This window comes from Nocardia sp. NPDC056564 (assembly GCF_042793755.1).
In the GTDB taxonomy this organism is placed as follows: Bacteria; Actinomycetota; Actinomycetes; order Mycobacteriales; family Mycobacteriaceae; genus Nocardia.
The window spans coordinates 102,948-125,986 of record NZ_JBHTUR010000001.1 but is presented as its reverse complement, the minus strand read 5'-3'; the positions used below and the strand labels follow the sequence as shown (position 1 = coordinate 125,986).

Here is a 23,039-nt window from a genome sequence, read left to right as displayed (position 1 = left end):
CGCGTCAGGGAAGCGTAAACAGTTATATACGCACCTGCTGCTTCGGTCTATGATTCAAGTCTTGAATTGGACGAATGACCAATTCGCGACCGCGCGGCCTGGACACCTGCGGAAACCGCAGGCCAGCAACGATTTTCCACCGCTCACCCGACTGCGGTCACACGGTAATTCGCGAGCACCTCGGCAGCCGCTCTTTCCCCGGAACGAATCGCCCCCTCGATATACCCCGTCCATTCCGTGGCGGTTTCGCTCCCCGCCCAATGAATCGCACCGATCGGCTGCCGCAGCGCCGAACCGATACCGGTCAACACCCCCGGCGGGAAAAACGCACCATAACCGCCGCGGATGTAAGGATCGTCGGCCCAGACCTTCTCGCGGAAGTCGATCGGATCGCGCGCCCGATAGCCGAAGGCACGGACGAGCGAGCCGACGATCATGGCCCGGCGTTCGTCGGCGGACAGCGCCGCCAGCCGGTGCGCCGCGCGGCCGGGGACCAGCGCGCCGAGACAGCCCGGTCCGCCGGGGCGGGTGGCGTCGAAGGTGACCGGAACCGGATCGTGCAGGTTCAGCGCCTGCCCGGTCAGTCGGTCGTCGCGCCAGAAGGGCCGCTCGTAGACGGCGAACGCCTTCAGCACCGATCCCATCGGCATCCGCTGGGTCAGCTGGTCGCGGGCGGCGGGCAGCGCCGGGTCATAGGCGATCCGGCCGGCCAGCGCGGGCGGCAGCGCGACGATCACCTGCGCGGCGCGCACCTCGCCGAATTCCCCGCGCACCGAAAGACCCTCCGGCACTTGCCGAATCGCCGCGACCGGGGCGTTCAAGCGCAGCGTGTCGCCCAGTTCGGCGGCAATGGCGCGGGCCGGACCGTCGGCGCCGTCGACGAACAACCGGGTCACCGTCTCGGCCGCCACCCCCGCCTCGACCCCGCCCGCGGCCCGAATGGTGGTGAGCAGCGCCAGCATCGAGACGCTGCCGACGTCGACGCACAACTCCTCACCGATCATCACCTCGGCGAGATGCCGGGCCCTGCGCTCGGGCAGGTTGCGGCGCAGCCAGGTCGCCGCGGTCATCGCGTCGAGCCGATCGGCGCCCGGGGTGGCCCACGGCCGGGCGAGGTCGATGCGCGCGGCCAGCCGCTCGATCCGCCACATGGCCTGCGCGAGAACGACGAGCACGAGCGGCGGCAGCGGCGGGCGGGCACCGGCGAACGGCCGCCGGACCGCGCCCTCGACCAGCAGGCTCGCCCCGTCCGCGGGTGCCGGGTAGGTCTCGGCGCCGTACTCCTCCGCCAACCCGGCAAACCGGGTGTGACCAGCGGAGATCCATTGAGCGCCGAGGTCGACGGCCCAGCCGTCGCCGATCCGATCGGTCAGTGCCCGCCCGCCGACCCGCCCGGCGGCCTCGAGCACGACGATCTCGCGTCCGGCCGCCCGCAATGCCCGCGCCGCGGATAGCCCCGCATATCCGGCACCGACGACAACCACGTCCGCGTGGTCCATGCCGGCCTCCCGTCACTACACCGTTGGACACCACTGTTGATCACCGTTCGCCGATGCGCAACCGCTCCACGTGTCCGATTTGCCGGACCCGATGTCGCGCTGCCGGATTGGGTCGACGCGGCGGCGACCCACACCCCGCGCCACCGGAAATGTCGCAGTCGTTCCGCGCGGCCGTCGTCCTCGCGCTGCCGATCCAAAGTCTCCTCGTCGTCGCATCCTGGCGGCGCGAGCGCACCCGACACTCGGAACGGATTTGCTCGCCAATTGCCCGCGGATGACAAACTATCCGGATGACGGACACCTTGGCGATCGTGGAACGCGGCGCGGCCGAGCAGGGCCGCCGGGCACGCAAGCGGGTCGGACGGCGGTCGCTGGGGGTATGGGAGCCGCCGACCGACCGGGCGGACCCGATCGCCATCCTCGAACGCCAGGCCGAGACGCGCGTGCCCGAGCTGGTGCCCATCCGGTACGCGCGGATGGCCGCCGGCCGGTTCCCGTTCCTGCGCGGCGCGCCCGCGATCATGGCCGCCGATCTGGCCGCCTCGCCCAACACCGGGCTGACCGTCCAGCTGTGCGGTGACGCGCATCTGTCCAACTTCGGCCTGTTCGCCTCCCCCGAGCGCGCACTCGTCTTCGACCTCAACGATTTCGACGAGACCCTGCCCGGCCCGTTCGAGTGGGACGTCAAGCGACTCGCGGCCAGCATCGCGGTCGCCGCCCGCGCCAACGGCTTCGCCGACTCCGACGCCGAAACCGCGGTCGGCGCGGCGGCCCTGGCCTATCGCGAGGCGATGATCCGGCTGGCCGGGCTCGGCGAACTGGCCGTCTGGTACGAGAAGGTCGACGCCGACCGATTGGCCGCTTTGGCCCAGAAACCCAAGCGCCGCAAGGGCGTCGAGCAGGCCCTCGCCGAGGCGCGATCGCGCACCAATCTGCAAGCCTTGGAAAAGCTGACCGAACCGGACGCCGACGGCGTCCCGCGCATCCGGCACCGCCCGCCGCTGCTGATCCCGATCGGCGAGTTCGACGCCGCCACCATCCAGCGCGTGTTCAGCGACTATCGCCGCACCCTGGCCGAGGAACGCCGGGTGCTGCTCGACCGGCACGACATGCTCGATCTGGCCGTCAAGGTGGTCGGCGTCGGCAGTGTCGGCACCCGCTGCTTTGTCGCCCTGCTGGCCGGGCAAACGAACGGCAGCCCGCTGTTCTTGCAGGTGAAGGAGGCCGAACAGTCGGTACTCGCACCGCACACCGCGGCGAGCAAGTTCCGCAACCAGGGGCATCGGGTCGTGCACGGGCAGCGACTGACCCAGGCCGCGAGCGACATCTTCCTCGGCTGGGCGGCCGGCCCGGACGGGCGGCACTACTACTGGCGCCAGCTGCGCGACATGAAGGGCTCGGTCGTGATAGAGGAGATGTCGCGGTCCTACCTGCGCGATTACGCGGCGCTGTGCGGGCACACCCTCGCCCGCGCGCACGCCCGATCCGGGGACCGCGTCGCCATCGCCTCGTACCTCGGTTCGAGTGACACCTTCGATCGCGCGATGATCGATTTCGCCGTCGCCTACGCCGATCAGACCGAACTCGATCATGGAAAGCTGCTCGCCGCAATCGATTCCGGCCGAATCGTGCCTGCCGAGCAGGCGTACTGAACTCAGCCGGCGCGCCGGGACCGATGCTCGGCCACGTGCACCCGGTTCGAGCAGCGCGACGAACAGAACCGGCGCCTGCCGTTGCGGGAGGTGTCGATGAACACGTCGTCGCATCCGTCGCGGGCACAGCGGCCGATGCGATCCGGGTCATCGCAGAACAGCGTGGCCAGACCGACCGCCGTGTACGCCTTGACCCGTTCGTCGACCGGTGCGGTCTCCTGCGCGAAGTGCAGGTGCGGCAGCCGGTCGTCGTGCGTCGAGATATAGGGCTGACTGGTCGTTTTCGCGAGCAGCGCGTTGAGCCGCCGCACGGTCGGATCGTCGAACACCGCGCTCAGCTCGCCGATCCAGCGGCGCAGCTCCGCGGCCTGCGCCCGGGTGAGTACACCGATCGGTTTGTAATTCGAGGCGACGAGTAACTCGCGCAAATCCTGGTCCGGACCTGCGTTCACCAGCCGGGCGGCGAGTTCGGCGGCCGCGCCACCGTAAGGGTTGAAATGCACTAGACCATTACATCAGGCTAGGGCAATGGACCTGACCTGCCCCTCCTGCTCCTGGCCGTCGCCGACGGTCGTGTCCGCCCACGGAAACGTCCGTTACCTGCGCTGCCTCTGCGGTCAGTGGTTGATCGCCGAGCATGGTCTCGTTGTGGCAACGACCGGAAACAGCTCGTTCGGTATGCGCGATACACCACACAGAGGCGATGAGCCCGAAAGGCCGTGCGGGGCCCGTTGTTCGGGCTAGCCTCGATGGGCAGTCTCATGTGGAGGGTATTTCGACATGACCACGGCTACCGTCATCCGGCCGTTGGCACCGAGCGAGGAGATCTTCGCCGGTAGTGAAGTCCTCGTCGGCTACTCGATGCGACTGTACGGTCGGTTGAATCTGGCCGCCCTGTCCGCCGCGTTCGACGCGGTGGTCCGCGCGTATCCGGCGCTCGGTGCCCACCTCGAGCCGGACGGGCGCGGTCACCTCCTGGTCGAATCCCCCGGCGGCACACCCGAAATCACCGTGGTCGACGGTGATCCCGAACTGTTGCTGAGCGGTGCGCGGCTGGATCAGCGCGCGGCCCTCGCCGCGCTGTGCGTGGTCCGGGACGGCGACAGCACCGGGGTGACCCTGGTGACCCACCACAGCGTCGCGGACGCCTGCCACTCGCTGGCGGTGCTCGCCGAGATGTGGTCCTGCTACACCGACATCAGCCACGGCCGCACCCCGACGCTCGCCCCGCACCGGTTTCCGGACGCGGTCGAGGATCTGCTGCTCGCCCGGTGCGTCGAGAAGATGGCCGGCGCACCGGTTTCCGCCCGCCCGTTGGTCGTCGCCGAATCGCCCGGCCCGCCCCCGCCCGTCGAGGACGACCAACCGTATCTACTACCCCTGACGGCTCGCTGCCGTCTGACCAAGCGCGAGACCGCCGCCCTCGCCGACCTCGCCCACCGCGAGGGCACCACGATCAACGGGCTGGCCTCGGCCGCGATCCTGCTCACCGAGGCCGAGTTGCGTGAGCTGCCGATGACCGAGCTCAGCTATACCTATTCCGTCGACCTGCGAAACCGGGTGACTCCGGCGATCGGTCACACCGAGGGCACGAACGTCCTCGGCTTCGCCGATTTCGTGCCCACCCGGTGCGAGGACAAGACGCTGGTCGGCCTGGCCCGCGACATCAGCGACGGGCTGCGCCGCGGGCTGGCGAGCGGCGTCGTGCAGCAGACGCCGCTGCACATCCCCGACATCGCCTCCGGCCCACCACCGCGGGCGCCCGGCATCGTGCTGGCCACCAACTGGGGCCGGATCGACCGGCCTCGACTACCGGAAGGTCTGCGGGTCAACGACTTTCGCACGGTGATGATCGCGAAGCCGGATCGGGCCGGGCACCGATTGCAGCAGCCGAGCGGCACCATCATCATCAGCACGTTCGACGATCGGCTCAGTATCGAGATTCACCATCCGGTGGAGACCACGGTGCAGCAGCGGCGCCGGGTGCGGCTGCTCGCGGCGCACCTGGACGCCGTCCGCGAGGCCGGTGTCGCGTAGCGCCCCGCGCGGCGAAACCACCCTGAGACCTCGCCCGCGGCATCTGCGCGTCGCTGCGGGCCGCGCTGGCGTCCGGCATCGTGCAGCAGACACCGCTGCACATTCCCGACCTGGCCATGCCCGCCGTCGCGCCCGATCCCGGCCTGGTGATCATGACCAACTGGGGGCGGGTGCCGACGCCGAGAGTGCCGGAAGGCCTGCGCATCAACGACTTCCGCTCCACCCTCAGCATGGCGACCGAAACGGCGCGCACCCCGCAGCAGCCCGGCGGCGGCAATTGCATCCTCAGCAGCTTCGACGGCCGCCTGAGCATCGAGATCCACCATTCGAAAGCGGCTGCCGCACAACAGCAACGGCGCGTCGATCACTTCGCGGCCCGGCTGCGGGACGCCATGTCATAACCCGGCCAACAGTTCCGGCGCGAGCAGGAGCCGGGCCAGGCTGTCCGCGACCCAGCTCTCCGCGTCCGGGCCGGACCAGCCCCGGTCCTCGATGAGCGACCGGTACACATCGTAGGTCGTCACCGCGTACATGATGTCGGCCGCGCGTTCGGCGGTGAGGCCAGGGCGCAGCGCATGCTTCGCGGCCAGGTCAGGGGTGATGTGCCGAGGTCCGTCGTAGCGGCCGCGCTCGGCCTCGGCGAGAAAGTTGCCGACCTCCGGGTCTGCCGACGCGGTCATTCGCATGACATCCAGCAGGCCGGTATAGCGCTCGGACACCTGCCGCATGTGCTTGGCGTACAGCGCGAGCTGGCGCACCGGGTTCGGCTCGGCGAAGAGCTCGCGCACCCATTCCCGGTCCGGCGGCGGGGTAGCGGCCTCTTCGTCCGGACCGGCCACGAGCACTGCGGCCGCCTCGGCGAGCACCGCGACCTTGGTGCCGAACGCCTGGTAAATCGTCTGCACATGCACACCGGCGGCGTCCGCGATGGTCTGCAGGGTGGTTGCCGCGTAGCCGTGCTCGGCGAACAGGGTCGCCGCCGCCTCGGCCACCTTGCGTCGCGTGACCCGGCGACGGTCACCACGGGGGCGGATCGGTCTTGACATGTTCACCAGCTTATCTATAGTTCACTATATAGTCAGCTATAGCTAAGGAGTTCCCGTGCGCGTCCTTTGTTCGACGACACCGATGGAAGGTGTTTTCGCGCCGGTCCTGCCGCTCCTCAGCGAGTTGGTGCGGGCCGGTCACGAGGTGCTGGTGATCACCGCACCGGATCTCGCCGACCGGGTACGCGCGGCCGGGATGCCGACCGAGGTGGCCGGGCCGCCCGCACCGGCCGCGGCCGCACAGGCGGTCGCCGATCCGGTGTTCGCCGCCGGCGGGCAGCCGTGGCGGATCGGCGCGGTGATGTTCGCGCGAATCATGGCGCCGGCGAAGCTGCCCGAACTCCACCGGATCGCGGCCGGGTTCCGGCCCGACCTGATCCTGCAACCACCGGTGGATCTCGCCGCACCGATCGTGGCCGCTACGTTGGGGATTCCGTCGATCACCTATGGCACCGGGTTACTGCTGGAGTCCGAGTTGATGGATGCGATGACGGAATGGGTGGCGCCGCTGTGGGATTCGGCCGGACTCGAACCGGATCGGCATGCGGGGATGTATCGGACCGGCTATCTCGATCCGGTTCCGGTTGCGCTGCAACCGGATCGGGGCCCGGCAACAGGGTGCGCGCGCCCGATTCGGCCGCATGTGCCCGGCTCACAGTCCGACCCGCTGCCGGGCTGGGCGGACAAGCTCGGCGATCGGCCTGCGGTCTACTTCTCGCTCGGCACGGTGCCGATCTTCAATCAGCCCGGCATGTTCGAGCCGGTTCTGCGGGCATTGGCGGAGCTGGAGGTGGACGCGATCGTCACGGTCGGCCGGACGAATGATCCCGGAGGGTTCGGCCCGTTGCCCGCGAGTATCCACCTGGAGCAATGGTTGCCGCTCGCGGCGGTATTGGCCCGGTGCGATGCGGTGATCTGCCACGGTGGTGCCGGGACGACGCTGGCGGCGCTCTCGCTCGGGCTTCCGCTGCTCCTGCTGCCCCGCGGTGCGGATCAGTTCCCGACGGCGGCGGCCTGCCGGGCGGTGGGTGCGGCACAGGTCGTGCCGCCGGACGCGGTCACGGCGGATAACGTCCGAAGCCGGATCGAGGCGATGCTCACGGACGCGTCGTATGCCGCTGCGGCCGCGCGATTGAAGACCGATATCGATGGAATGCCGTCGCCCGCGACAGTGGCGGGTGGGTTATTCGAAGCCCCCTTTTGGCCATCTTCAATATAGCCGACCGAATGCGGAAAAACATCCACTCCCAAGATGATGTTTCCACAGGTAGACGGGCCTAATCTGGTGGCCTTCAGCCGGACGAATCGCGGTCGGGAGGGAATCTTGGAAACCTTGACGAATACGGTCATGTGCCGAGTTCTCGGACCGATCGAGATCGAGATCGGCGGCGTGATGATCGATCTGCGGGCGCCGCGCCAGCGCCAGCTGCTGGCCGTACTGTCCTTTGCGGCCGGCTCGTCGGTCCCGAACGAGGTGCTCGCCGAACATCTGTGGGGGCATGCGGCGCTCGATCAGCCGGGCGCCAATGTGCGGGTGGTGGTGCATCGATTGCGCGCCGCGCTCGGACCCCATTCCGGCCGGCTACTTCAGCTCGACCGATGCGGCTATCGGCTGCTGCTGACGCCTGAGCAAACCGATCGTGGGCAGTTCACCGAACTGGTCGGCGCGGGCATGCGGGCGCTGGCCGACGGTAGAGCGGCAGAGGCGGTCGAGACGCTGCGCGGAAGCCTCGCGCTGTGGCGTGGGCAGCCGTGGGGCGAGCTCGGCGATTCGCCGGAGTTGCTCGGTGCGCGGACTAAGTTGCTGGAGCTGCGCGAGTTGGCGATCGAGGAGTTGCAGGCCGCTCGGCTGGCCTCGGGGGACACCGCTGCGGCGGTTGCGGCATTGAGCGAGGCCGTCATTCAGGCTCCGTATCGCGAACGCCGGTGGGAGCTGCTGATTGTCGCGTTGTTCCGCAGCGGTAGGCAGGCCGACGCGCTGGCGGAGCTACGGAAGGTACGCAGGTTGCTGATGACGGAGGTCGGGGTGGAACCCGGACCGGCGCTGCGGGATCTGGAGCGGCGACTGCTCGATCATGATCCGGGACTGCTCCTGCGGGACATGTCGGCGTGCGCGGCGAGCGACCGGGCCAGCGGAACTCTGGTGCGCGGGTTCCGCGCCTACCCGGCGGCGCGGCAGGCGAGTTGATCAGGACGACCCGGCGGTGGCGCCGGATACCAGCATCGACATCACCCAGGCGAAGGCCTGGCCGAGGCCGGTCATCCAGTCGCCGACGTTGAACGAACCCATCGCGAATTCCCCTCTGGTCGTGTCTTTTCAGCGAACGCCCGCATCGGGCCGAACCTCGTCCCCGGCCGCGGTGAGATCGCAGGAACTGTCGTCGCTCAGGTTGCCGCCGGTGGAGATGATGACGGCGAACACCTTCTTGCAGTTCCGCTCGCCGAGGCCTGCGGTGTTCTGCGCGACGGTCGAGCCGCGCAGGATCAGCTGCCCCATGCCGGGATTGACCACATCGGTGAACTGGTACGGCAACGTGTCGAGATAGGCGGGCGCGATATTGATGCCGCCACCGCCCTCGTCCGCGCTGTTGCCCGTGACGACGGTGTCGATGAGCACCACCGCGCCGACGCCGCGGATGTCGAGTCCGCCGCCGCGACCGGCGAATCCACCGAATCGATACCACTTGGTACGCGGGTTGACCACGTGGTTGCCGGTGATCTCGGTGCGGGTGAAGGTGCAGGTATTGTCGCAACGGACTCCACCGGCCTCGCCCGCCGCATTGCCGGTGATGACGCTGTCGGTGGCCTCGAGGTCGGCGACCGGGATGTTGAAGATGCCGCCCCCGTAGTCGGCGGCGTTCCCGGCGACCGTCACATGGTCGAGAATCAGCTTGCCGGAGTTGGCGATTCCGCCGCCGCCGGTCTCGAACAGCGGAATCTCGTGCTCGGCCGCGTTGCCGCCGGTGATGGTCAGGCCCGAGATCGAGACGTGTGCCGTGGTCAGCACGGCGCGATCGCGGTGCCCGGCGTCGATCACGGTGCGGTCCTGCCCAGCGCCCTGAATGGTGGTGTCGGCGTTGACGTCCAGATCACCGGTGGCCGGATCGATCAAGGGGCCGTTGGTGTTCCAGAAGTTCGGCGGTATGGTCAGCTCGTATCGGCCCTCGGGAACCCTGATGGTGCTGCCCGGTCGGACATTCGCGGCCTGCACCGCGGCCCGCAGCGTGCACTCACCCGCGTCGGTCCGGCATTGCCCGTCGAACGGATTCGCGGCCGCACCGTCGGCGGTGGTGGTCACGGTGAACACCTGGGGCGCCGTGCCCGCCGAGCCGGTATCGGCCGCGGCGCGGATCGGCACACCGCACAGCACACCCAGGAGTACGACACCGATCATCGGCATGGGCGAAAACTTCATCTGACCAACCACTCTCGACACGACTGCTCCGGTCGAGACGGCGCCCACCGGGCGCACAGTCTCAGTCGTTTCGGTTCTAACAGAACCGAAACTCGTGGCGTGGCGGGTCGGACAGTTCCTTCGCTATTGCACAATCACTCTGGGCGTGTCGACAGGTCGCCTACGGCAGCGGATAGGGCCCGCACTCAGTACACAGAACCACCCGGCAGCACAACGACTTCCGCCGCCATGTCGGCCGCCAGCTCGGTCCAGTTACGCGCGATGAACGCCCGGAACGATCCAGCCTCGTGCCCGGTCACGTCCGCCACCACGGACGTCACGCGGTCTTCCGCGCCGCGCCGGATACCGTCGTCGAGCCCGGCGAGAAACGCCGCGTACTCGGCGGGCACGCCGGATTCGCGGACCAGCTCGGTGAATTCGGCGACCCCGATCGACTCGTGCCGCACCACCCGCCCGGTCTCCTCGGCGATGATGACCGCGGCCTGCGCGTAACTCAGCGCCTCCGGCCCGGTGATCACGTGCTCGGTGTTGTGCGGCAACGGATCCAGCAGCGCACGCACCGCTACCGCGGCGATGTCCTCCGCGTCGACGAAGGCCACCCGGCCGTCGCCGGTCGCGGTCACGATCTCGCCCGTGGCGCGGATGCCCGCCGCCACCGGATGCCCGCCGACGAAGTTCTGCATGAACCAGGACGGCCGCAGCACCGCCCATTCCGGCACCGCCTCGCGCACCGCTGCGTACAACGTTCCCAGCCCAGGCGTCTCGTCGGTGACCGCCGAGGAGCCGAGCAGCACCACGCGCCGCACTCCGGACCGAACCGCCTGGGCCAGAAAGGGTTCCACGATCGGCGCCGGATCGATCGCGCCGACCGGCGGGACCAGATAGACGGCCGCCACGCCGTCCAGCGCGGGCCCATAGGTCTCGGGATCGTGCCAATCGAATCGAATATGATTGTCGCCCTGCGGGTTCCGGCTGGCGATCCGCACCTCGGCGCCCTCGGCGACCAGCCCGGCGGCCACTCGGCTTCCGGTGGTCCCGGTGCCGCCGGTGACCAGGATCGTCGGTTCCCGCATGGATTTCCCCTCGGTAGTACCGAATGACGCGAGTTCGCCGGCGCCACCGAGCGCCTCGGCGGCGGCGAGCGGATTCCAGTAGTCGCGGTAGTGCACGATCTCGCCCGCGCGCACGGTGATCACCGCGATGTAGCGCATCCGGTACGGCCGCCCGGTCCGCACCGCGACACCGTCCGCGGCGAACTCGACGACGACGACCTCGGGATCGCCGGTGACGTGCACGATCGGCGCGTCGATCGCCCGGATGTCGAGCTGCTCGGGATAGTCGCGCAGGTAATCCGCGATCGCCGCCCGCCCGATCACCTCCGCCGGATACCCGGGCGGCGCGAACGGGAATTCGATGCTGCCCCGTTCCGCCCAGAGTCCCGCGAATCCGGCCATGTCCTTGGCCAGGAGCAGCCGTAACGCCTCCGCGACGACCTCGGCCGGGGTGCGTGCCGATTGCGGCATTGACCCTCCCTTTCATTTGGACGGTACGGTACCGTCCTGTCCTAATATAGTCGGGACGGCACCGTCTCGTCCATTCCGTATACTGCGGCCATGTCCGAGAAGCCCCGACGCGCCCCCACCGGTGCCGCCGTCCTGCAACCGCAGATCACCGCCGCCGTCACCGCGGCGGTGATGGAGGAGCTCGCCACGAACGGCTACGCCAGACTGTCGATGGAGGCGGTGGCCAAGCGTGCGGGGGTGGGCAAGAGCGCCCTCTACCGGCGCTGGCCGTCCAAGCAGGACATGGTCGTCTCGGTGCTCGGCGAGTTCAGCGTCGAGCTGGCCGAATTCGCCGACACCGGCGCGCTGCGCACCGACCTGATGGCCGCCCTGGAACTGCTGCACACCTGGCTCACCCATCCGCGAATGGCGGCTATCCTGCCCGATCTCACCGCCGAGGCGGGTCGCAATCCCGTTCTGGCACAGGCGGTTCGGACCACCATCGGGCAGCCGCGGCGGGCACTGGGGCTGCGGCTGCTGCGGCGTGCCGTCGAGCGCGGCGAGCTGCCCGCCGACACCGACGTCGAGATGGCGCTGGATCTGCTTGCTGGACCGATGTTCTGGCGCCTGAGCGTCCGGCACGCCGAAGCCGAGCCGGACTACCTCGACCGGCTGGCCGATCATGTACTGCGCGCGCTGAACGCCCGCTGACGATTACCGCTGCCGGAAACGCGACTCGCGCATGCTCTGCGCGGCCTTGTTGCGGTACATGGCGGTATCGGCCGCGTGCATGAGCTGATCCGGGGCGGTGGGCACATCGTCGAGGAAGACGGTGCCGATGCTGGCGGCGACGGTCACCAGGTGGCCCTCCACCTCGATCGCCTCGACCAGAGCCTGCGACAGCCAGCCGGATGCTTCGGCCAATTTCTCTGCCCCCGTGCACTTTTCGATCAAGACGATGAACTCGTCACCCCCCAGTCGCGCGACCAGGCCGTCGACCGGCCCGACGGCCGCGCGTAGTCGCTCGCCGACCACCCGGAGCACCTTGTCCCCCACCGTGTGTCCCCACACGTCGTTGATCTCCTTGAATCCGTCGAGATCGAGATAACACACGCCGATCGGCGGGCTCGCGTTCGCCAGCCGATCGAAAAACAGTGTGCGGTTGGGTAATCCGGTGAGGCTGTCGTGGTTGGCGTCGTGCCAGAGCCGGTCGGCCAGCTGCTTGCGCTCGGTGATGTCGACCGCCACGCCGATCAGGAACCGCACCTGCCCGGCGCTGTCCCGCACCGCGGACATGGACAGGTCGATGGTGGTGATGGTGCCGTCCGGGCGCAGATGATCGGTCTCCAGCCGGAACCGGTCGGACGCCCCGGTCAGCAGCCGCTGTAACTCGGCGAAGGCGTGCCCGATGTTCGCCGGGCCGAGCAGCGCGTCCACGGTCTTGCCGGGCATGACTTCCACTGGCAGACCGAGCATTTCGGCCATGGCCGCGTTCGAGTCGAGCACCCTCCCGGTGACATCGATGGTGCCGATGCCGACCGAGGCGCCCGCGAAGACCGCGGCGAACCTGGCCTCGGACAGCTGCCGCTTGGCCTCGGCGTCGTGCGCGGCGGCAAGGGTCGCCACCAGCGTGGCCTCCTGCTCGGCCAACGCCGCCGATCGCAGCGCGGCGGTGAAGCCGGCCGCGAACTCGGCGGCGGCGATCACCGCGCGATCCCGGATCCGCTCGTAGTCCGGGCCGACGCGGTCCGGGCAGACGTCGGCCACCAGGTCACGGCAGATCACCACCACCGAGCGGCTGACCGCCACCGCGTCCCGATAGTTCGCCGCGACCAGCACGGACGCGGCCTCGCGCGCAACGCTGAGCTCGGCGGTGCCGAGCACCACCGCCTCCAGGGCCTCGCCGAGCCCGGCGAGCATCGCCTCGATCTGCGTCCGCGTGAGGGTGGGGGCCACCGCGCCGTCGAGCGCCTCGGCCCACCGCATCGCTAGCTCGTGCGACCCCACTCAGGGACCCCCTGCTGGTTCGTGTTCGCGCTTCAGACCTTTCGACCGACACCGGCCAGGCCGAGCGAACGGCCCGGCGCCTCGTGCAGATCCCGCTCGGACTCCGGGCGCCAGACCGGCAACTCGACCACGCCGGGCTCGATCAGGTCCCATCCATCGAACATAGCGACGATGCCGTCCCGATTGCGAAAATGGATACCAACTCGACTCTTATCGGTCGCGTGCGCACCGAGCTTGCCCGCGTCCTCGGGTCGCATCTCCGAGGTCAGGTGCGAGATGGCGACGTAGCTGCCCGGTTCGACCGCGGCCCGCAGATCGGCCACCTTCTTGACCGGCTCGTCGTCATCGGAGAGCAGGTGCAGCACGGCGATCAGCAAGAGACCGACCGGTTGGTCGAAATCGATCAAGCCGGTGTCGCCCGCCCGATCGAGCAATTCGGCGGGCTTGCGCAGATCCGCCTCGATCGCCGCGGCCCGGCTGTTGCCCCGCAGAATGGCACGCGAATGCGCGACCGCCACCGGATCGATGTCCGCGTAGAGCACCCGGATATCGGGGTCGATGGCGTGCAGGATTTCGTGCACATTTCCCGCTGTCGGGATCCCCGACCCGATATCGAGGAATTGGCGAATTCCGGACTCGGCCAGGAAACGCACCGCCCGGCGCAGGAATGCCCGGTTGCTCAGCGCCAGCCTGGGCAGATCCGGCACCAGCTGCTTGGCCATCTCCGCGGCATTGCGGTCGATGTCGAAGTTGTGCGAGCCGCCGAGCAGCGCGTCGTACATCCGTGCCGGGCTCGCCTGTTGCATATCCACGCCTTCGGGCGCCCACGCCGGCCTGTCCATCGAAACCCCTTTTGTCGCTCACGCTTCGTGTGCTCGATCACCCGAACGGTGGTCTGCGCATAGTAGTCGGCTTCGGTGAGCAGCGGGAAGCTCGCGCCCGACCGTGGTTGGCCCACACCCGGTTTCAGGCGCGGGCGGCGGAGATCCTGGCCAGCGTCTGCACCGGATCGGTCAGCACATCGGTGAACGCGAGCTCCGCGGCGCCGATCAGGGTGGCGTCCCCACCCAGGGCCGAGGTGCGCAGCCGCACCCGTTCGCGGACCGCGAGCAGCGCGTCGACCGCCACCCGGCTGCGCACCTGGGCGGCCGAGGCGAGGTAGATCTCGCGCAGCACGCCGCCGAAGACGACCATCGACGGGTTGAAGATGTTGACCAGGTTGGCGACGCCGTAACCGAGCCAGTCCCCCACCTGATGCAACGCGTCCCTGGCGGTCGAATCACCGCGGGCGGCGGCCTCCACGATCGCCTCGACCGCGGCCCGGCCGGCCGGGTCGTCGCGTCCGGCCGCGGCGATCAGGCCGAGCTCGCCCGCCTCGACCTCGAGGCAGCCGTGCGAGCCGCACGCGCAGGGGCGACCGTTCCGGTTGACGATCATGTGGCCGACCTCGCCCGCGTATCCGCCCTCGCCGCCGAGCAGCCGGCCACCCATGATGATGCCCGCGCCGATGCCGACGTCGCCGTGCAGGTAGATCAGGTCGGACAGGCCGGCGCCGACGCCGCGCTCACGCTCGGCGAGCGCGCCGAGGTTGGCGTTGTTACCGACCACGACGCGCAAGCCGAGGTCGAGCTCGCGGGTCAGGCCGGCGCCGAACGGCACATCGACCCAGCCGATGTTCGGGCCGTACCGGACGACGCCGTCCTCCTCGCGCACCATCCCGCAGAACGCCACGCCGACGCCGACGCACAGCGCGTCGCGAGCGGCCTTGCCGATCAGCTCACGGGCCATGCCGGCCAGCGTGGCTATCACGTCGTCCGGGTCGAAAGTGCCACGTGGCCTGGCGGTTTCGACCTGATCGAGCACCGATCCGCCCAACCCGACGCGGGCCGCGGCGAGCCGGTCGGCGCCGACGTCCAGCGCGATGACGTAGACCCGCTCCGATTCCGGCCGCACCACCAGCGAGGGCCGGCCCGCCTTGCCGGTCTGGCCCGGAAGTTCTTCGCGGATCAGACCGGCCGCGGCGAGGTCGGCGGTCAAGGCCAGAATGGTGCTGCGGTTCAGCCCCATTCGCTCCGCGAGCGTGGCCCGCGAGACCGGACCGTCGCGGTGGACGTGCCGGAGCAACCCAGCCAAGTTGCTCTTGCGGATCTCATCAGGAGAAGGGGCTGCTCGCATTCACCGTCCTTCGCTATGCGTGAGTTACCTGCGGAGTACTGTGCGCTTGCGCGACAAGGCATCTACGCCGGCCGCCAAGAGCAGCACGAATCCTGTCACAACGAACTTCGTGCCCGCGCTGTAGCCCATCAGGCCCATGCCGTTGTCGATCACGGCGACCACCGCCGCGCCGAGGACCGCGTCCAGCATTCGGCCGCGCCCGCCGAACAGGCTGGTGCCGCCGATGACCGCCGCACCGACCGCGAGCAGCAGCACGCTGCTGCCGCCGGTATTGGGATCGACGGAGTTGGCCCGGGAGGCCGCGACCAGCCCGCCGACCGCGGCCATCGTCGAACACAGCACGAAGGCAAGGATTTTCACCCGATCCACGGTGATGCCCGCCCGCCTGGCCGCCTCGGCGTTGCCGCCGACCGCGTAGATATGCCTGCCGAACGAGGTGCGGTTGAGCACGAAGGTCCACAGCAGCAACAGCACCGCGATCAGCGGCACCACGATCGGCATGCCCTTGAGCGAGTGCAGTTCCGGGTTGCGGCTGCGCTCGCCGTTGAGCACCAGCACCGCGATGCCGAGCACCACCGCGACCGCCACGATCCGCGCCACGATCACCGGCGCGGTCTCGCCGGTGAGCCCGAGTTTGTTGCGGGCCCGCAGTTTCCGGTATTGCAGGAACGCGAAGCCGACGATGAGCACGAGATACATCAGCCAGCCGAGCAACGGCGGGACGTTCTTGTTCGCGATGGCGAGGATGGTGTCGTCGCGGATGGAGATGTTGCGGCCGTTGTCCATGATCTTCAGCGCGACCCCCTGCAACGCAAGGAAAGCCGCGAGGGTCACCACGAACGACGGGATGCCGATCTTGACCACGATGGCGCCGATGGTCAGTCCGATCACCACACCGGTGAGCAGCGACGCCAGCACCGCCGCATACCAGGGCCAGCCGCGGTCGGTGAGCAGGACCGCGAGCACCGCCGCGCAGACGCCGCTGGTGAATCCGGCGGACAGGTCGATCTCGCCGAGCAGCAGCACGAAGATCAGGCCCATCGCGATCACCGCGATCGCCGCCCCCTGGGTGAACAGATTGGCGAAGTTGGCCTCGGACATGAAGACCGGGCGCGCGGCCCAGAACACGCAGGACAGGATGACCAGGGCGAGCACGGATGGGAGTGCGCCCATGTCCCCGCTGCGCACCCGGCCGACATAGGTGTTCACCAACTCGGAAACCGGTGCGGTAGTTGGTTTTTCGTCGATAACGGCGCTCATCCCTTAACTCCATTCGCGTCCAGGCCCAGTGCGCCGCTGCGGCCTGCCGTAATCAGTTCGACGACCTGGCCGTGGGTCACATCGGAGGTCCGGACCTGGGCGGCCATCCGCCCCAGGTACAGCGCCGCGATCCGATCCGAGACCGCGAAGACGTCGTTCATGTTGTGCGAGATCAATACCACCGCGAGACCGCGGTCGGCCAGGCGGCGCACCAGTTCGAGCACCTGCTGGGTCTGCTGCACGCCGAGCGCGGCGGTCGGCTCGTCCAGGATCACCACCTTGCTGTTCCACAGCACGGCCTTGGCGATCGCGACCGTCTGCCGCTGGCCGCCGGACAGGCTCGACACCTGCTGACGGACGCTCTTCACGGTCCGAACAGACAGGCTGGCCAAGGTCTTTCCGGCCAGTTCCTCCATCGCGTACTCGTCGAGCACGATGCCGTTCTTGCGTTCGCGGCCGAGGAACATGTTCTGCACGATGTCGAGGTTGTCGCAGAGCGCGAGGTCCTGGTACACGATCTCGATGCCGAGCGCGGCCGCGTCGCGCGGGCTGTGTACCTGAACGGGCTTGCCCTCGAATAGGAATTCGCCCGCGTCGATCGGATGGGTGCCGCCGATGCACTTGACCAGCGTGGACTTTCCGGCGCCGTTGTCGCCGACCAGCGCGGTCACCTCACCCGAGTAGGCGCTGAAGGCGACGTCGTGTAGGACGTGAACCGCCCCGAAACTCTTTTCCAGGCCGCGTAATTCGACTACGGGCGTTTCCGTCATGGTGCTGCTCCTGAGGAAGGGTCCCCCTCCGCCGTCCCCTCATCGAAACGGCGGAAGGGGCTGATGCGATCAGATGCCGTTGTCCGCGCAGAGTTTCGCGATCTCGCCGGTGCACAGCTCGGCCTTGGTCACATAGCCGTCCGCGACAACGTCTTTCACCTGCTGCGCGTAGATCGGCTTGGGCTCCAGCAGCACCGACGGCACGTCGGCCTTGGCCTCGGGATCCTTCACCGTGCCGTTCGCCTTGCCCTGTTCGCCCTTGGTCAGCGCGATGGCCAGCTCGGCCGCCGCGTCGGCTTCCTTCTTGATCGCCTTGTAGACGGTCAGGCACTGGTCGCCCTTGAGCACGTTCTGCAGGCCCTGCACGGTGGCGTCCTGGCCGCTCACCGGCACCTGGCCGTTGAGCTTCTGCTTCTTCAGCACCGCGATCGCGGCGTTGGCCAGGCCGTCGTTGGCGGCGACCACGCCGCCGATGTTCGGCGTGCCGGTGAGCATCTGCTCGAAGATGGTGCCCGCCTGGGTGTTATCCCATTCCGGCACCGCCTGGTCCGGCCCCTTCACGAACTGGCCCGCGTCGAACTTCGGCTTCAGCACGCCGTCGTAGCCGGTCTTCAGCAGCGTGGCGTTGTTGTCGGTCGGGCCGCCGTTCAGGTAGGCGACGACCGGCTTGTTCGCGTTCTTGTCGGTCAGGCATTTCGCCACGCCCTCGCCGAGCAGGCTGCCGACCTTCACGTTGTCGAAGGACACGTAGAACTGGGCGCCGCCGCCCAGGGTGAGCCGGTCGTAGTCGATCACCGTGACGCCCTGCGACTTGGCCTTCTGGATCACGGCCTTGCCGGTGCCGCTGTCCAGGTTGGTCATCAGCAGCACCGAGGCGCCGTTGGTCATCATCTGGTCGGCGATGGTCTGGAAGGCGGTCTTGTCGCCCTGCGCGTTCTGGATGTCGGCCTTGACGCCGGCCGCGTCGAACGCCTGCTGCAGGTACTTGCGATCCGCGGTTTCCCAACGGGCCGAGGTCTTGCTGTCCGGCAGGATCACCCCGATCTTGGCGCCGCCACCTCCCGAGCTCTTCGAGTCGTCACCGCAGGCAGTCAAAGTCAAGGAGGTCAGCACGGCGACCGAGACGGCCGCGACGCCGAGAATGCCCTTACGCATGAGGGGGCCTTTCGTGGAACCACCGCCCCGGAGTGCCCGGGCGGTCGAGGTCGAGCGAATGTTGTTCGCTGCAACATATTCGACTGTGACCCACAGCACAACCTGTTCAAGCGACCAATTTGTTGTTCGAGATAACAATCAGGACACGTGAGCATGTGCTCACGTGTCCTGTGCAGTGGATGTCGCCCGCCCCGATCAGCAACAGTCCGCGGCCAGCGCCGCGGCCAGGGCGCGGGCCTCGGCGAGCCACGCGGCGCGCTGCTGGTCGGTCGAGTCGGTCACCGTGCGGAATACCCTGCGGCGCACGTCGTCGATGCCGACGTAGGGCAGCACGCAGGCCGCCCAGATCTGGTGCAGCGGATCGCCGAAGACGTCCCGCTCACGGTCCTCGGTGGTGTCGGAGGTGTTGAGCACCAGGGCGCGTTTGGCGCGCAGCAGTCCGATCGGCGTGCCGGACGCGTCGGTCAGTTTGTAGGCGACGGCCGAGGTGAGAACCCGCTGCACCCAACCGGTCAGGATGGCCGGCGGCATGCCCCACCAGTTCGGATGGACGAATATCAGCGCGTCGAGTTCGGCGAGTTCGTCCTGGTAGCCGCGGACCTGCCCGCTGTCCGCCTGCCGTCCGCCGACGGTATCGGTCTCGGCCGCGACCAGCGCCGGATCGAAGCCTTCGGCGTAGAGATCGTGCGCGACGACCTCGACCGCCTGCCCGTGCAACTCATCGACGACCGCGTCGAAGAGCGCTCTGTTGAAACTGCCGGGCCGAGGATGGGCCAGGTACACCGCGATACGCATGCCGATCACTGTGCCGGACGGGTTCGGCCCCGCGGGCCACCGGGCTCGGAGGCCCAGAAACGCTGCTCAACAAGAGGATTCAGTCGAGGTGTCACGGTTCGTGAGATCTCCCAATCTGCGAACAACACTATTCGCAAAGGGGTGATCTGCTCTAGATTCATTTCTGGGGGATCGAGCGGTTCGGAGCCGATCCCGGGAGGAAAGGATCATCCGTTGCCTCGATTGAGCCGGCTCGCCCTGGCCATTGCCACCGTAATCGCCAGCCTCACCTTGCCTTTCACCGTCGACGTGCCCGCCGAGGCCGCGGCGGGCACGGTTCGCTGGGAGACCAGGGTCAGCGACCGCATTCTCGATATCGGCGTCTCCTCCCCCAACCTCGAGGGGCCGGACTGGTCCGTCAAGGTGGTCCGGCTGCTGCTGCCGCCCGGCTGGACGAAGGAATCCACGCGCACCTGGCCCACCGTATGGGTGCTGCACGGCGGCTTCGACGACCACAAGTCCTGGACCGACAAGGGCGATCTCGAAGCGCTCACCGCGGGTACCAACGCGATCTTCGTGCTGCCCGAAACCAGCTGGTGCAGCGCCTATTCCGATTGGTACAACGACGGCCACGGCGGGCCGCCCGCGTGGCAGCGGTACCTGCTCGACGACGTCCGCACCATCCTCGAATCGACCTATCACGCCGGCACCGCCCGCGCCATCGCGGGCAACTCGATGGGCGGCCTCGGCGCGCTGAAGTTCGCCGCCGCGCACCAGGGTTGGTTCAACTCCGCCGCATCGTTCAGTGGGAACGTGGACCCGTTGCACGAGTCGGGCGCGCCCGGCAAGCCCGACAAGCCGGGCCAGGGCTGTGCCGCCGACTGGACGCGGGTCTGGGGTGACTACAAGGATCATCGCGACATCTGGGTCGCCAACAACCCGTACAGCCAGGCCGGCAAACTGACCGGCATCCCGCTGTTCGTCTCCTACGGCAAGGGCGATGCCGTGGAATCGCTTGCCTACGAACAGAACTACCGCTTCGTCGACCACCTGCAACAGCTGGGCGCGCAGGTCGACGAACGCTATGTGCCCGCGCAGGGCCACAACTGGGACGCCTGGAAGGCACAGATGCAGAACGCCCTACCCATGCTGCTCAGCTCGATCGGCGCCTGATCCGCCGAGAAACCGTGCTGGACAATTCCATTCAGCACGGCTTCACGGTCAGGCGGGCTCCCGGCGGAGCACGGCCTGGTACTCCCAGGCGTCCCACAGCGGATGCGTCGTCGAATTCCGCTGGTCCGTGCGGAGTTCCGCGCCGTCGAGTTCCATCCGTTCGACGATCAAACCGGTGCCCTCGGCCAACAGCAACAGGTCGGCGGGCGCGTAGCAGCGTCCGAACTGATCGAGCGCCTCGGATTCGTTGTCCACCGGCCACCATCGATCGCTGAAGCGACTGGTCAGCGGGTCGTAATCGGTCAGATTCGCGAGGTCGACGAGGTATTGCTCGTGGTCGATCTCCCCTGCGGCGCGGGCCCATTTCCACGGGCTGAACACATCGAGGATCATCGCCCCGCCGGGGCGCAGCCATTCGCCGCTGACCCGACGCAACAGCCTTCGCTGGTCGGCGTCGCTGCCGACACCGAAGCCGTTCCAGTAGACCACGCAGTCGAATTGCGCGCCGAGCTCGATCTGATAGAAATCGCCTTCGATGATCCGCAGGTCCCGCCCGGCGACCTCGGCCGCGCGTTCCCGCGCCTGCCGCGCGCGCACCGAACTGAGTTCCACCGCGGTCACGGAGTAGCCGAGATCCGCCATCACCACCGCGGTAGTCCCACTGCCCGCACCCAATTCGAGGACTCGTTCAACCCCGTCGCCCGCCAGCCGCGCGATGGATGCCGCGCGCTGCCGGTCCGACTCGCGCACCGTCTGCGGACCCCACCACATCGGCGCGGTCTCGAAAAACAGCTTGACCCAATCCATGGAAAATCCCCCCGCCAGAGGTAACCGGCCACTGCCCCAGACCGATTCGGTATCACTCGGATGATGCCCGATCCGCGCCCGCACGGAAAGGACAAAATCGCAGGGTTACATCACGATTGCGTAATCTGTGCCCAGCTGTGCCGTGACCGCGCGGATCGATGGTGGCCTGGCCCAAGCATCGCCGGTTACGGGCAGGACGAGGACCTGGCCGCGGCGATCCACCACGGCCGCGCGCCGGTTGGCCCGCTGCGGTTCCGGCTTGCCGCCCAGACCGAGTCAGCCGACGCGCGGCAGTACCTCGGCGGTGATGCGTTCCATCTGGGCTGCCGCGTCGAAAAGCGGGTTGATCAGGATCATTTCGGCGCCGGCCGCGGCGATCGCGCGCAGCCCGTCGACGCAGGTTTCCGGCGCACCGCAGACGGCGACCGGCAGCAGTGTCTTGCCGTAGTCGCCGTACTGGGCGATCAGCGCCTCGGACATCCGCTGCTGCGCGCGGTTCACGTCGTCGCCCACGGCGATGTAGACGCGTTTGGCAATGCGGAAATCCGCTGTATCCCTGCCTGTTTCGGCGAGCGCCGCGCGAACGATCGGCACCTGCTCGGCGAACTGCGCCGTGGTCGAGGATCCGGCGCCGAAGAACCCGTCCCCGTGCCGGACCGCGCGCCGCAGCGCCGCGGGCTTGCTGCCGCCGAACCACAGGGGCGGGTACGGCTTCTGGAACGGCTTCGGCTCCATCGCGGCCGCTGCCAGCTGCCAGAACTCGCCGTCGAGATCGACCGTCGGCTCGGTCCACAGCGCCTTCATCAGCCGCAAGCCTTCGTTGAACCGCCGCACCAGGTTGTCGTCGGGATCGACGTCGAAGGCCGAGAGCATCCGGCCCCGGCCGCCGATCCCGACGCCGACCTCGAGCCGTCCCCGGCTCAACTGATCCACCGTCGCGATTCGCTTCGCCAGATGCATCGGATTGTGCAGCGGCGTCACGAACACCGCGCACCCCAACCGCATCCGTTCATTGCACGCCGCCGCGAACGCCAACGTCTCCAGCGGACTCGAACTAGGCGCCGCCCCCAGCACCTGCTCGGTCATCCACGCGCTCTCGAACCCGAGCTCCTCCGCCCGATCCAGATACTCCCGCAGTTCCTTCGGCCGAAACTCCCCATCGGCGGCATGCTGCGGAATCGAGATCGCGTATCGCATGCTCCCGACCCTAACCCGACAGTCCGGCGAGCACCGCCGGTCGCTCTCGTCAGTCCTCGAGGGTGAGGGCTACGACGGGGATCACTCGGTCGGTCTTTTGTTCGTATTCGGCGAAGCCGGGCATGACCTCGACCATGGCGGCGTAGAGGCGGTCGCGCTCCGGGCCCTCGGTGATCGGGGTGGCGGTGGCCTTGTGCGTCTCGGTGCCGATCTCGACGGAGACCTCCGGGTTGGCGCGCAGATTGTGGTACCAGTCGGGGCTGGTGGGGGCGCCTGCCTTGGACGCGATGATGATGACCCGGCCCTGGTCACGGATGAAGGCGACCGGGCTGGTGCGCGGGAGGCCGGATTTGGCCCCGGTGGTGGTGAGCAGGAGCAGATCGTGGCCCTCGAAAGGCCCGCCCACCTTGCCCGCGTTACTCCGGAATTCCTCGATGATGCTCGCGTTCCAGTCGGACATTTCAGAACTCCTCACATCGCCAACCTGCCCCCTCCACCCAACCCTATCGAGAAGATCACCCCGGTGAACGGGACATCACCGTGGCGACACGCGGGCGAGGGCCGCAGGGA

21 protein-coding genes and 1 pseudogene are annotated in these 23,039 nt (G+C 68.4%); 7 read left to right on the top strand and 15 right to left on the bottom strand.

The window, feature by feature from the left end; translation table 11 throughout:
• Positions 1-143: 143 nt before the first annotated feature.
• Positions 144-1,499, bottom strand: a complete 1,356-nt coding sequence (locus ACFQ9K_RS00655) for a flavin monoamine oxidase family protein (RefSeq protein WP_378719680.1) — start codon at positions 1,497-1,499, stop codon at positions 144-146.
• Positions 1,500-1,789: 290 nt separating this feature from the next.
• Here ACFQ9K_RS00655 and ACFQ9K_RS00650 point away from each other — a divergent pair, with 290 nt between their 5' ends.
• Entirely contained in the window at positions 1,790-3,151 is a 1,362-nt protein-coding gene (locus ACFQ9K_RS00650; RefSeq protein ID WP_378719682.1) for a DUF2252 domain-containing protein, read from the top strand.
• A gap of 2 nt (positions 3,152-3,153) precedes the next feature.
• Here ACFQ9K_RS00650 and ACFQ9K_RS00645 read toward each other — a convergent pair whose 3' ends face one another.
• A complete protein-coding gene (locus ACFQ9K_RS00645) occupies positions 3,154-3,654 on the bottom strand; it encodes a CGNR zinc finger domain-containing protein (RefSeq protein ID WP_378719684.1) in 501 nt (166 codons plus the stop codon).
• Between the two features lie 277 nt (positions 3,655-3,931).
• On the opposite strand from ACFQ9K_RS00645, the gene ACFQ9K_RS00640 reads away from it, so the two are divergent.
• Together ACFQ9K_RS00640 and ACFQ9K_RS00635 are read left to right on the top strand one after the other, a co-directional pair.
• Positions 3,932-5,188 (top strand): hypothetical protein, encoded by a 1,257-nt coding sequence (locus tag ACFQ9K_RS00640; protein WP_378719686.1) that lies wholly within the window; start codon positions 3,932-3,934, stop codon positions 5,186-5,188.
• A 38-nt stretch (positions 5,189-5,226) separates the two neighbouring features.
• Positions 5,227-5,589: pseudogene (locus ACFQ9K_RS00635) on the top strand (hypothetical protein); the annotation flags it as partial.
• On the opposite strand, the gene ACFQ9K_RS00630 reads toward ACFQ9K_RS00635, so the two are convergent.
• Positions 5,584-6,234 (bottom strand): TetR/AcrR family transcriptional regulator, encoded by a 651-nt coding sequence (locus tag ACFQ9K_RS00630; RefSeq protein WP_378719689.1) that lies wholly within the window; start codon positions 6,232-6,234, stop codon positions 5,584-5,586. The pseudogene ACFQ9K_RS00635 and the gene ACFQ9K_RS00630 sit on opposite strands and share 6 nt — an antisense overlap.
• A gap of 55 nt (positions 6,235-6,289) precedes the next feature.
• On the opposite strand from ACFQ9K_RS00630, the gene ACFQ9K_RS00625 reads away from it, so the two are divergent.
• Both ACFQ9K_RS00625 and ACFQ9K_RS00620 read left to right on the top strand, forming a co-directional pair.
• A complete protein-coding gene (locus ACFQ9K_RS00625) occupies positions 6,290-7,453 on the top strand; it encodes a glycosyltransferase (protein ID WP_378719691.1) in 1,164 nt (387 codons plus the stop codon).
• A 114-nt stretch (positions 7,454-7,567) separates the two neighbouring features.
• Complete coding sequence (locus ACFQ9K_RS00620) at positions 7,568-8,422, top strand: BTAD domain-containing putative transcriptional regulator (RefSeq protein WP_378982627.1); 855 nt, start codon at positions 7,568-7,570, stop codon at positions 8,420-8,422.
• A 129-nt stretch (positions 8,423-8,551) separates the two neighbouring features.
• On the opposite strand, the gene ACFQ9K_RS00615 is transcribed toward ACFQ9K_RS00620, so the two are convergent.
• Positions 8,552-9,649 (bottom strand): CSLREA domain-containing protein, encoded by a 1,098-nt coding sequence (locus ACFQ9K_RS00615; protein WP_378719696.1) that lies wholly within the window; start codon positions 9,647-9,649, stop codon positions 8,552-8,554.
• Positions 9,650-9,834: 185 nt separating this feature from the next.
• Complete coding sequence (locus ACFQ9K_RS00610) at positions 9,835-11,172, bottom strand: nuclear transport factor 2 family protein (protein ID WP_378719698.1); 1,338 nt, start codon at positions 11,170-11,172, stop codon at positions 9,835-9,837.
• 90 nt (positions 11,173-11,262) lie between these two features.
• On the opposite strand from ACFQ9K_RS00610, the gene ACFQ9K_RS00605 reads away from it, so the two are divergent.
• Positions 11,263-11,862 (top strand): TetR/AcrR family transcriptional regulator, encoded by a 600-nt coding sequence (locus tag ACFQ9K_RS00605; protein WP_378719701.1) that lies wholly within the window; start codon positions 11,263-11,265, stop codon positions 11,860-11,862.
• A gap of 3 nt (positions 11,863-11,865) precedes the next feature.
• On the opposite strand, the gene ACFQ9K_RS00600 is transcribed toward ACFQ9K_RS00605, so the two are convergent.
• From ACFQ9K_RS00600 to ACFQ9K_RS00570, 7 genes are all read right to left on the bottom strand, one after another.
• Positions 11,866-13,137, bottom strand: coding sequence for a diguanylate cyclase domain-containing protein (locus tag ACFQ9K_RS00600; RefSeq protein ID WP_378719703.1), 1,272 nt, complete (start codon positions 13,135-13,137; stop codon positions 11,866-11,868).
• A gap of 53 nt (positions 13,138-13,190) precedes the next feature.
• Positions 13,191-14,000, bottom strand: a complete 810-nt coding sequence (locus ACFQ9K_RS00595) for an SAM-dependent methyltransferase (protein WP_378719705.1) — start codon at positions 13,998-14,000, stop codon at positions 13,191-13,193.
• A 124-nt stretch (positions 14,001-14,124) separates the two neighbouring features.
• Positions 14,125-15,333 carry an ROK family protein gene (locus ACFQ9K_RS00590; RefSeq protein WP_378719707.1) on the bottom strand — a complete coding sequence of 403 codons (1,209 nt, stop codon included), beginning with the start codon at positions 15,331-15,333 and terminating at the stop codon, positions 14,125-14,127.
• Between the two features lie 24 nt (positions 15,334-15,357).
• Positions 15,358-16,593: a sugar ABC transporter permease gene (locus ACFQ9K_RS00585; protein WP_378719709.1), complete on the bottom strand. Its 1,236-nt coding sequence runs from the start codon at positions 16,591-16,593 to the stop codon at positions 15,358-15,360.
• Positions 16,590-17,363 (bottom strand): ATP-binding cassette domain-containing protein, encoded by a 774-nt coding sequence (locus ACFQ9K_RS00580; protein WP_378719711.1) that lies wholly within the window; start codon positions 17,361-17,363, stop codon positions 16,590-16,592. Before ACFQ9K_RS00580 ends, ACFQ9K_RS00585 begins: the two co-directional genes overlap by 4 nt.
• A 69-nt stretch (positions 17,364-17,432) precedes the next feature.
• Entirely contained in the window at positions 17,433-18,518 is a 1,086-nt protein-coding gene (locus ACFQ9K_RS00575; protein WP_378719712.1) for a sugar ABC transporter substrate-binding protein, read from the bottom strand.
• 195 nt (positions 18,519-18,713) lie between these two features.
• On the bottom strand, positions 18,714-19,313 hold the full coding sequence (locus ACFQ9K_RS00570; RefSeq protein WP_378719713.1) for an NAD(P)H-dependent oxidoreductase: 600 nt from the start codon (positions 19,311-19,313) through the stop codon (positions 18,714-18,716).
• A 213-nt stretch (positions 19,314-19,526) separates the two neighbouring features.
• Between ACFQ9K_RS00570 and ACFQ9K_RS00565 the strand changes: the two genes are divergently transcribed.
• Complete coding sequence (locus ACFQ9K_RS00565) at positions 19,527-20,465, top strand: alpha/beta hydrolase (protein WP_378719716.1); 939 nt, start codon at positions 19,527-19,529, stop codon at positions 20,463-20,465.
• A 48-nt stretch (positions 20,466-20,513) separates the two neighbouring features.
• Here ACFQ9K_RS00565 and ACFQ9K_RS00560 read toward each other — a convergent pair whose 3' ends face one another.
• The 3 genes from ACFQ9K_RS00560 to ACFQ9K_RS00550 form a co-directional block, all read right to left on the bottom strand.
• Positions 20,514-21,272 (bottom strand): class I SAM-dependent methyltransferase, encoded by a 759-nt coding sequence (locus ACFQ9K_RS00560; RefSeq protein ID WP_378719718.1) that lies wholly within the window; start codon positions 21,270-21,272, stop codon positions 20,514-20,516.
• A gap of 276 nt (positions 21,273-21,548) precedes the next feature.
• Positions 21,549-22,469, bottom strand: coding sequence for an LLM class flavin-dependent oxidoreductase (locus ACFQ9K_RS00555; RefSeq protein ID WP_378719720.1), 921 nt, complete (start codon positions 22,467-22,469; stop codon positions 21,549-21,551).
• Between the two features lie 49 nt (positions 22,470-22,518).
• Complete coding sequence (locus ACFQ9K_RS00550; RefSeq protein ID WP_378719723.1) at positions 22,519-22,929, bottom strand: nitroreductase family deazaflavin-dependent oxidoreductase; 411 nt, start codon at positions 22,927-22,929, stop codon at positions 22,519-22,521.
• Positions 22,930-23,039: the final 110 nt, after the last annotated feature.

Bases quoted from the DNA above. Each gene is read 5' to 3' on its own strand.
- ACFQ9K_RS00590 (WP_378719707.1), bottom strand. From the start codon at position 15,333: ATGCGAGCAGCCCCTTCTCCTGATGAGATCCGCAAGAGCAACTTGGCT.
- ACFQ9K_RS00610 (WP_378719698.1), bottom strand. From the start codon at position 11,172: ATGCCGCAATCGGCACGCACCCCGGCCGAGGTCGTCGCGGAGGCGTTA.
- ACFQ9K_RS00650 (WP_378719682.1), top strand. From the start codon at position 1,790: ATGACGGACACCTTGGCGATCGTGGAACGCGGCGCGGCCGAGCAGGGC.
- ACFQ9K_RS00655 (WP_378719680.1), bottom strand. From the start codon at position 1,499: ATGGACCACGCGGACGTGGTTGTCGTCGGTGCCGGATATGCGGGGCTA.
- ACFQ9K_RS00560 (WP_378719718.1), bottom strand. From the start codon at position 21,272: ATGGATTGGGTCAAGCTGTTTTTCGAGACCGCGCCGATGTGGTGGGGT.
- ACFQ9K_RS00575 (WP_378719712.1), bottom strand. From the start codon at position 18,518: ATGCGTAAGGGCATTCTCGGCGTCGCGGCCGTCTCGGTCGCCGTGCTG.
- ACFQ9K_RS00600 (WP_378719703.1), bottom strand. From the start codon at position 13,137: ATGCGGTGGGCCGAGGCGCTCGACGGCGCGGTGGCCCCCACCCTCACG.
- ACFQ9K_RS00585 (WP_378719709.1), bottom strand. From the start codon at position 16,593: ATGAGCGCCGTTATCGACGAAAAACCAACTACCGCACCGGTTTCCGAG.
- ACFQ9K_RS00630 (WP_378719689.1), bottom strand. From the start codon at position 6,234: ATGTCAAGACCGATCCGCCCCCGTGGTGACCGTCGCCGGGTCACGCGA.
- ACFQ9K_RS00640 (WP_378719686.1), top strand. From the start codon at position 3,932: ATGACCACGGCTACCGTCATCCGGCCGTTGGCACCGAGCGAGGAGATC.
- ACFQ9K_RS00550 (WP_378719723.1), bottom strand. From the start codon at position 22,929: ATGTCCGACTGGAACGCGAGCATCATCGAGGAATTCCGGAGTAACGCG.
- ACFQ9K_RS00595 (WP_378719705.1), bottom strand. From the start codon at position 14,000: ATGGACAGGCCGGCGTGGGCGCCCGAAGGCGTGGATATGCAACAGGCG.
- ACFQ9K_RS00605 (WP_378719701.1), top strand. From the start codon at position 11,263: ATGTCCGAGAAGCCCCGACGCGCCCCCACCGGTGCCGCCGTCCTGCAA.
- ACFQ9K_RS00580 (WP_378719711.1), bottom strand. From the start codon at position 17,363: ATGACGGAAACGCCCGTAGTCGAATTACGCGGCCTGGAAAAGAGTTTC.
- ACFQ9K_RS00615 (WP_378719696.1), bottom strand. From the start codon at position 9,649: ATGAAGTTTTCGCCCATGCCGATGATCGGTGTCGTACTCCTGGGTGTG.
- ACFQ9K_RS00570 (WP_378719713.1), bottom strand. From the start codon at position 19,313: ATGCGTATCGCGGTGTACCTGGCCCATCCTCGGCCCGGCAGTTTCAAC.
- ACFQ9K_RS00555 (WP_378719720.1), bottom strand. From the start codon at position 22,469: ATGCGATACGCGATCTCGATTCCGCAGCATGCCGCCGATGGGGAGTTT.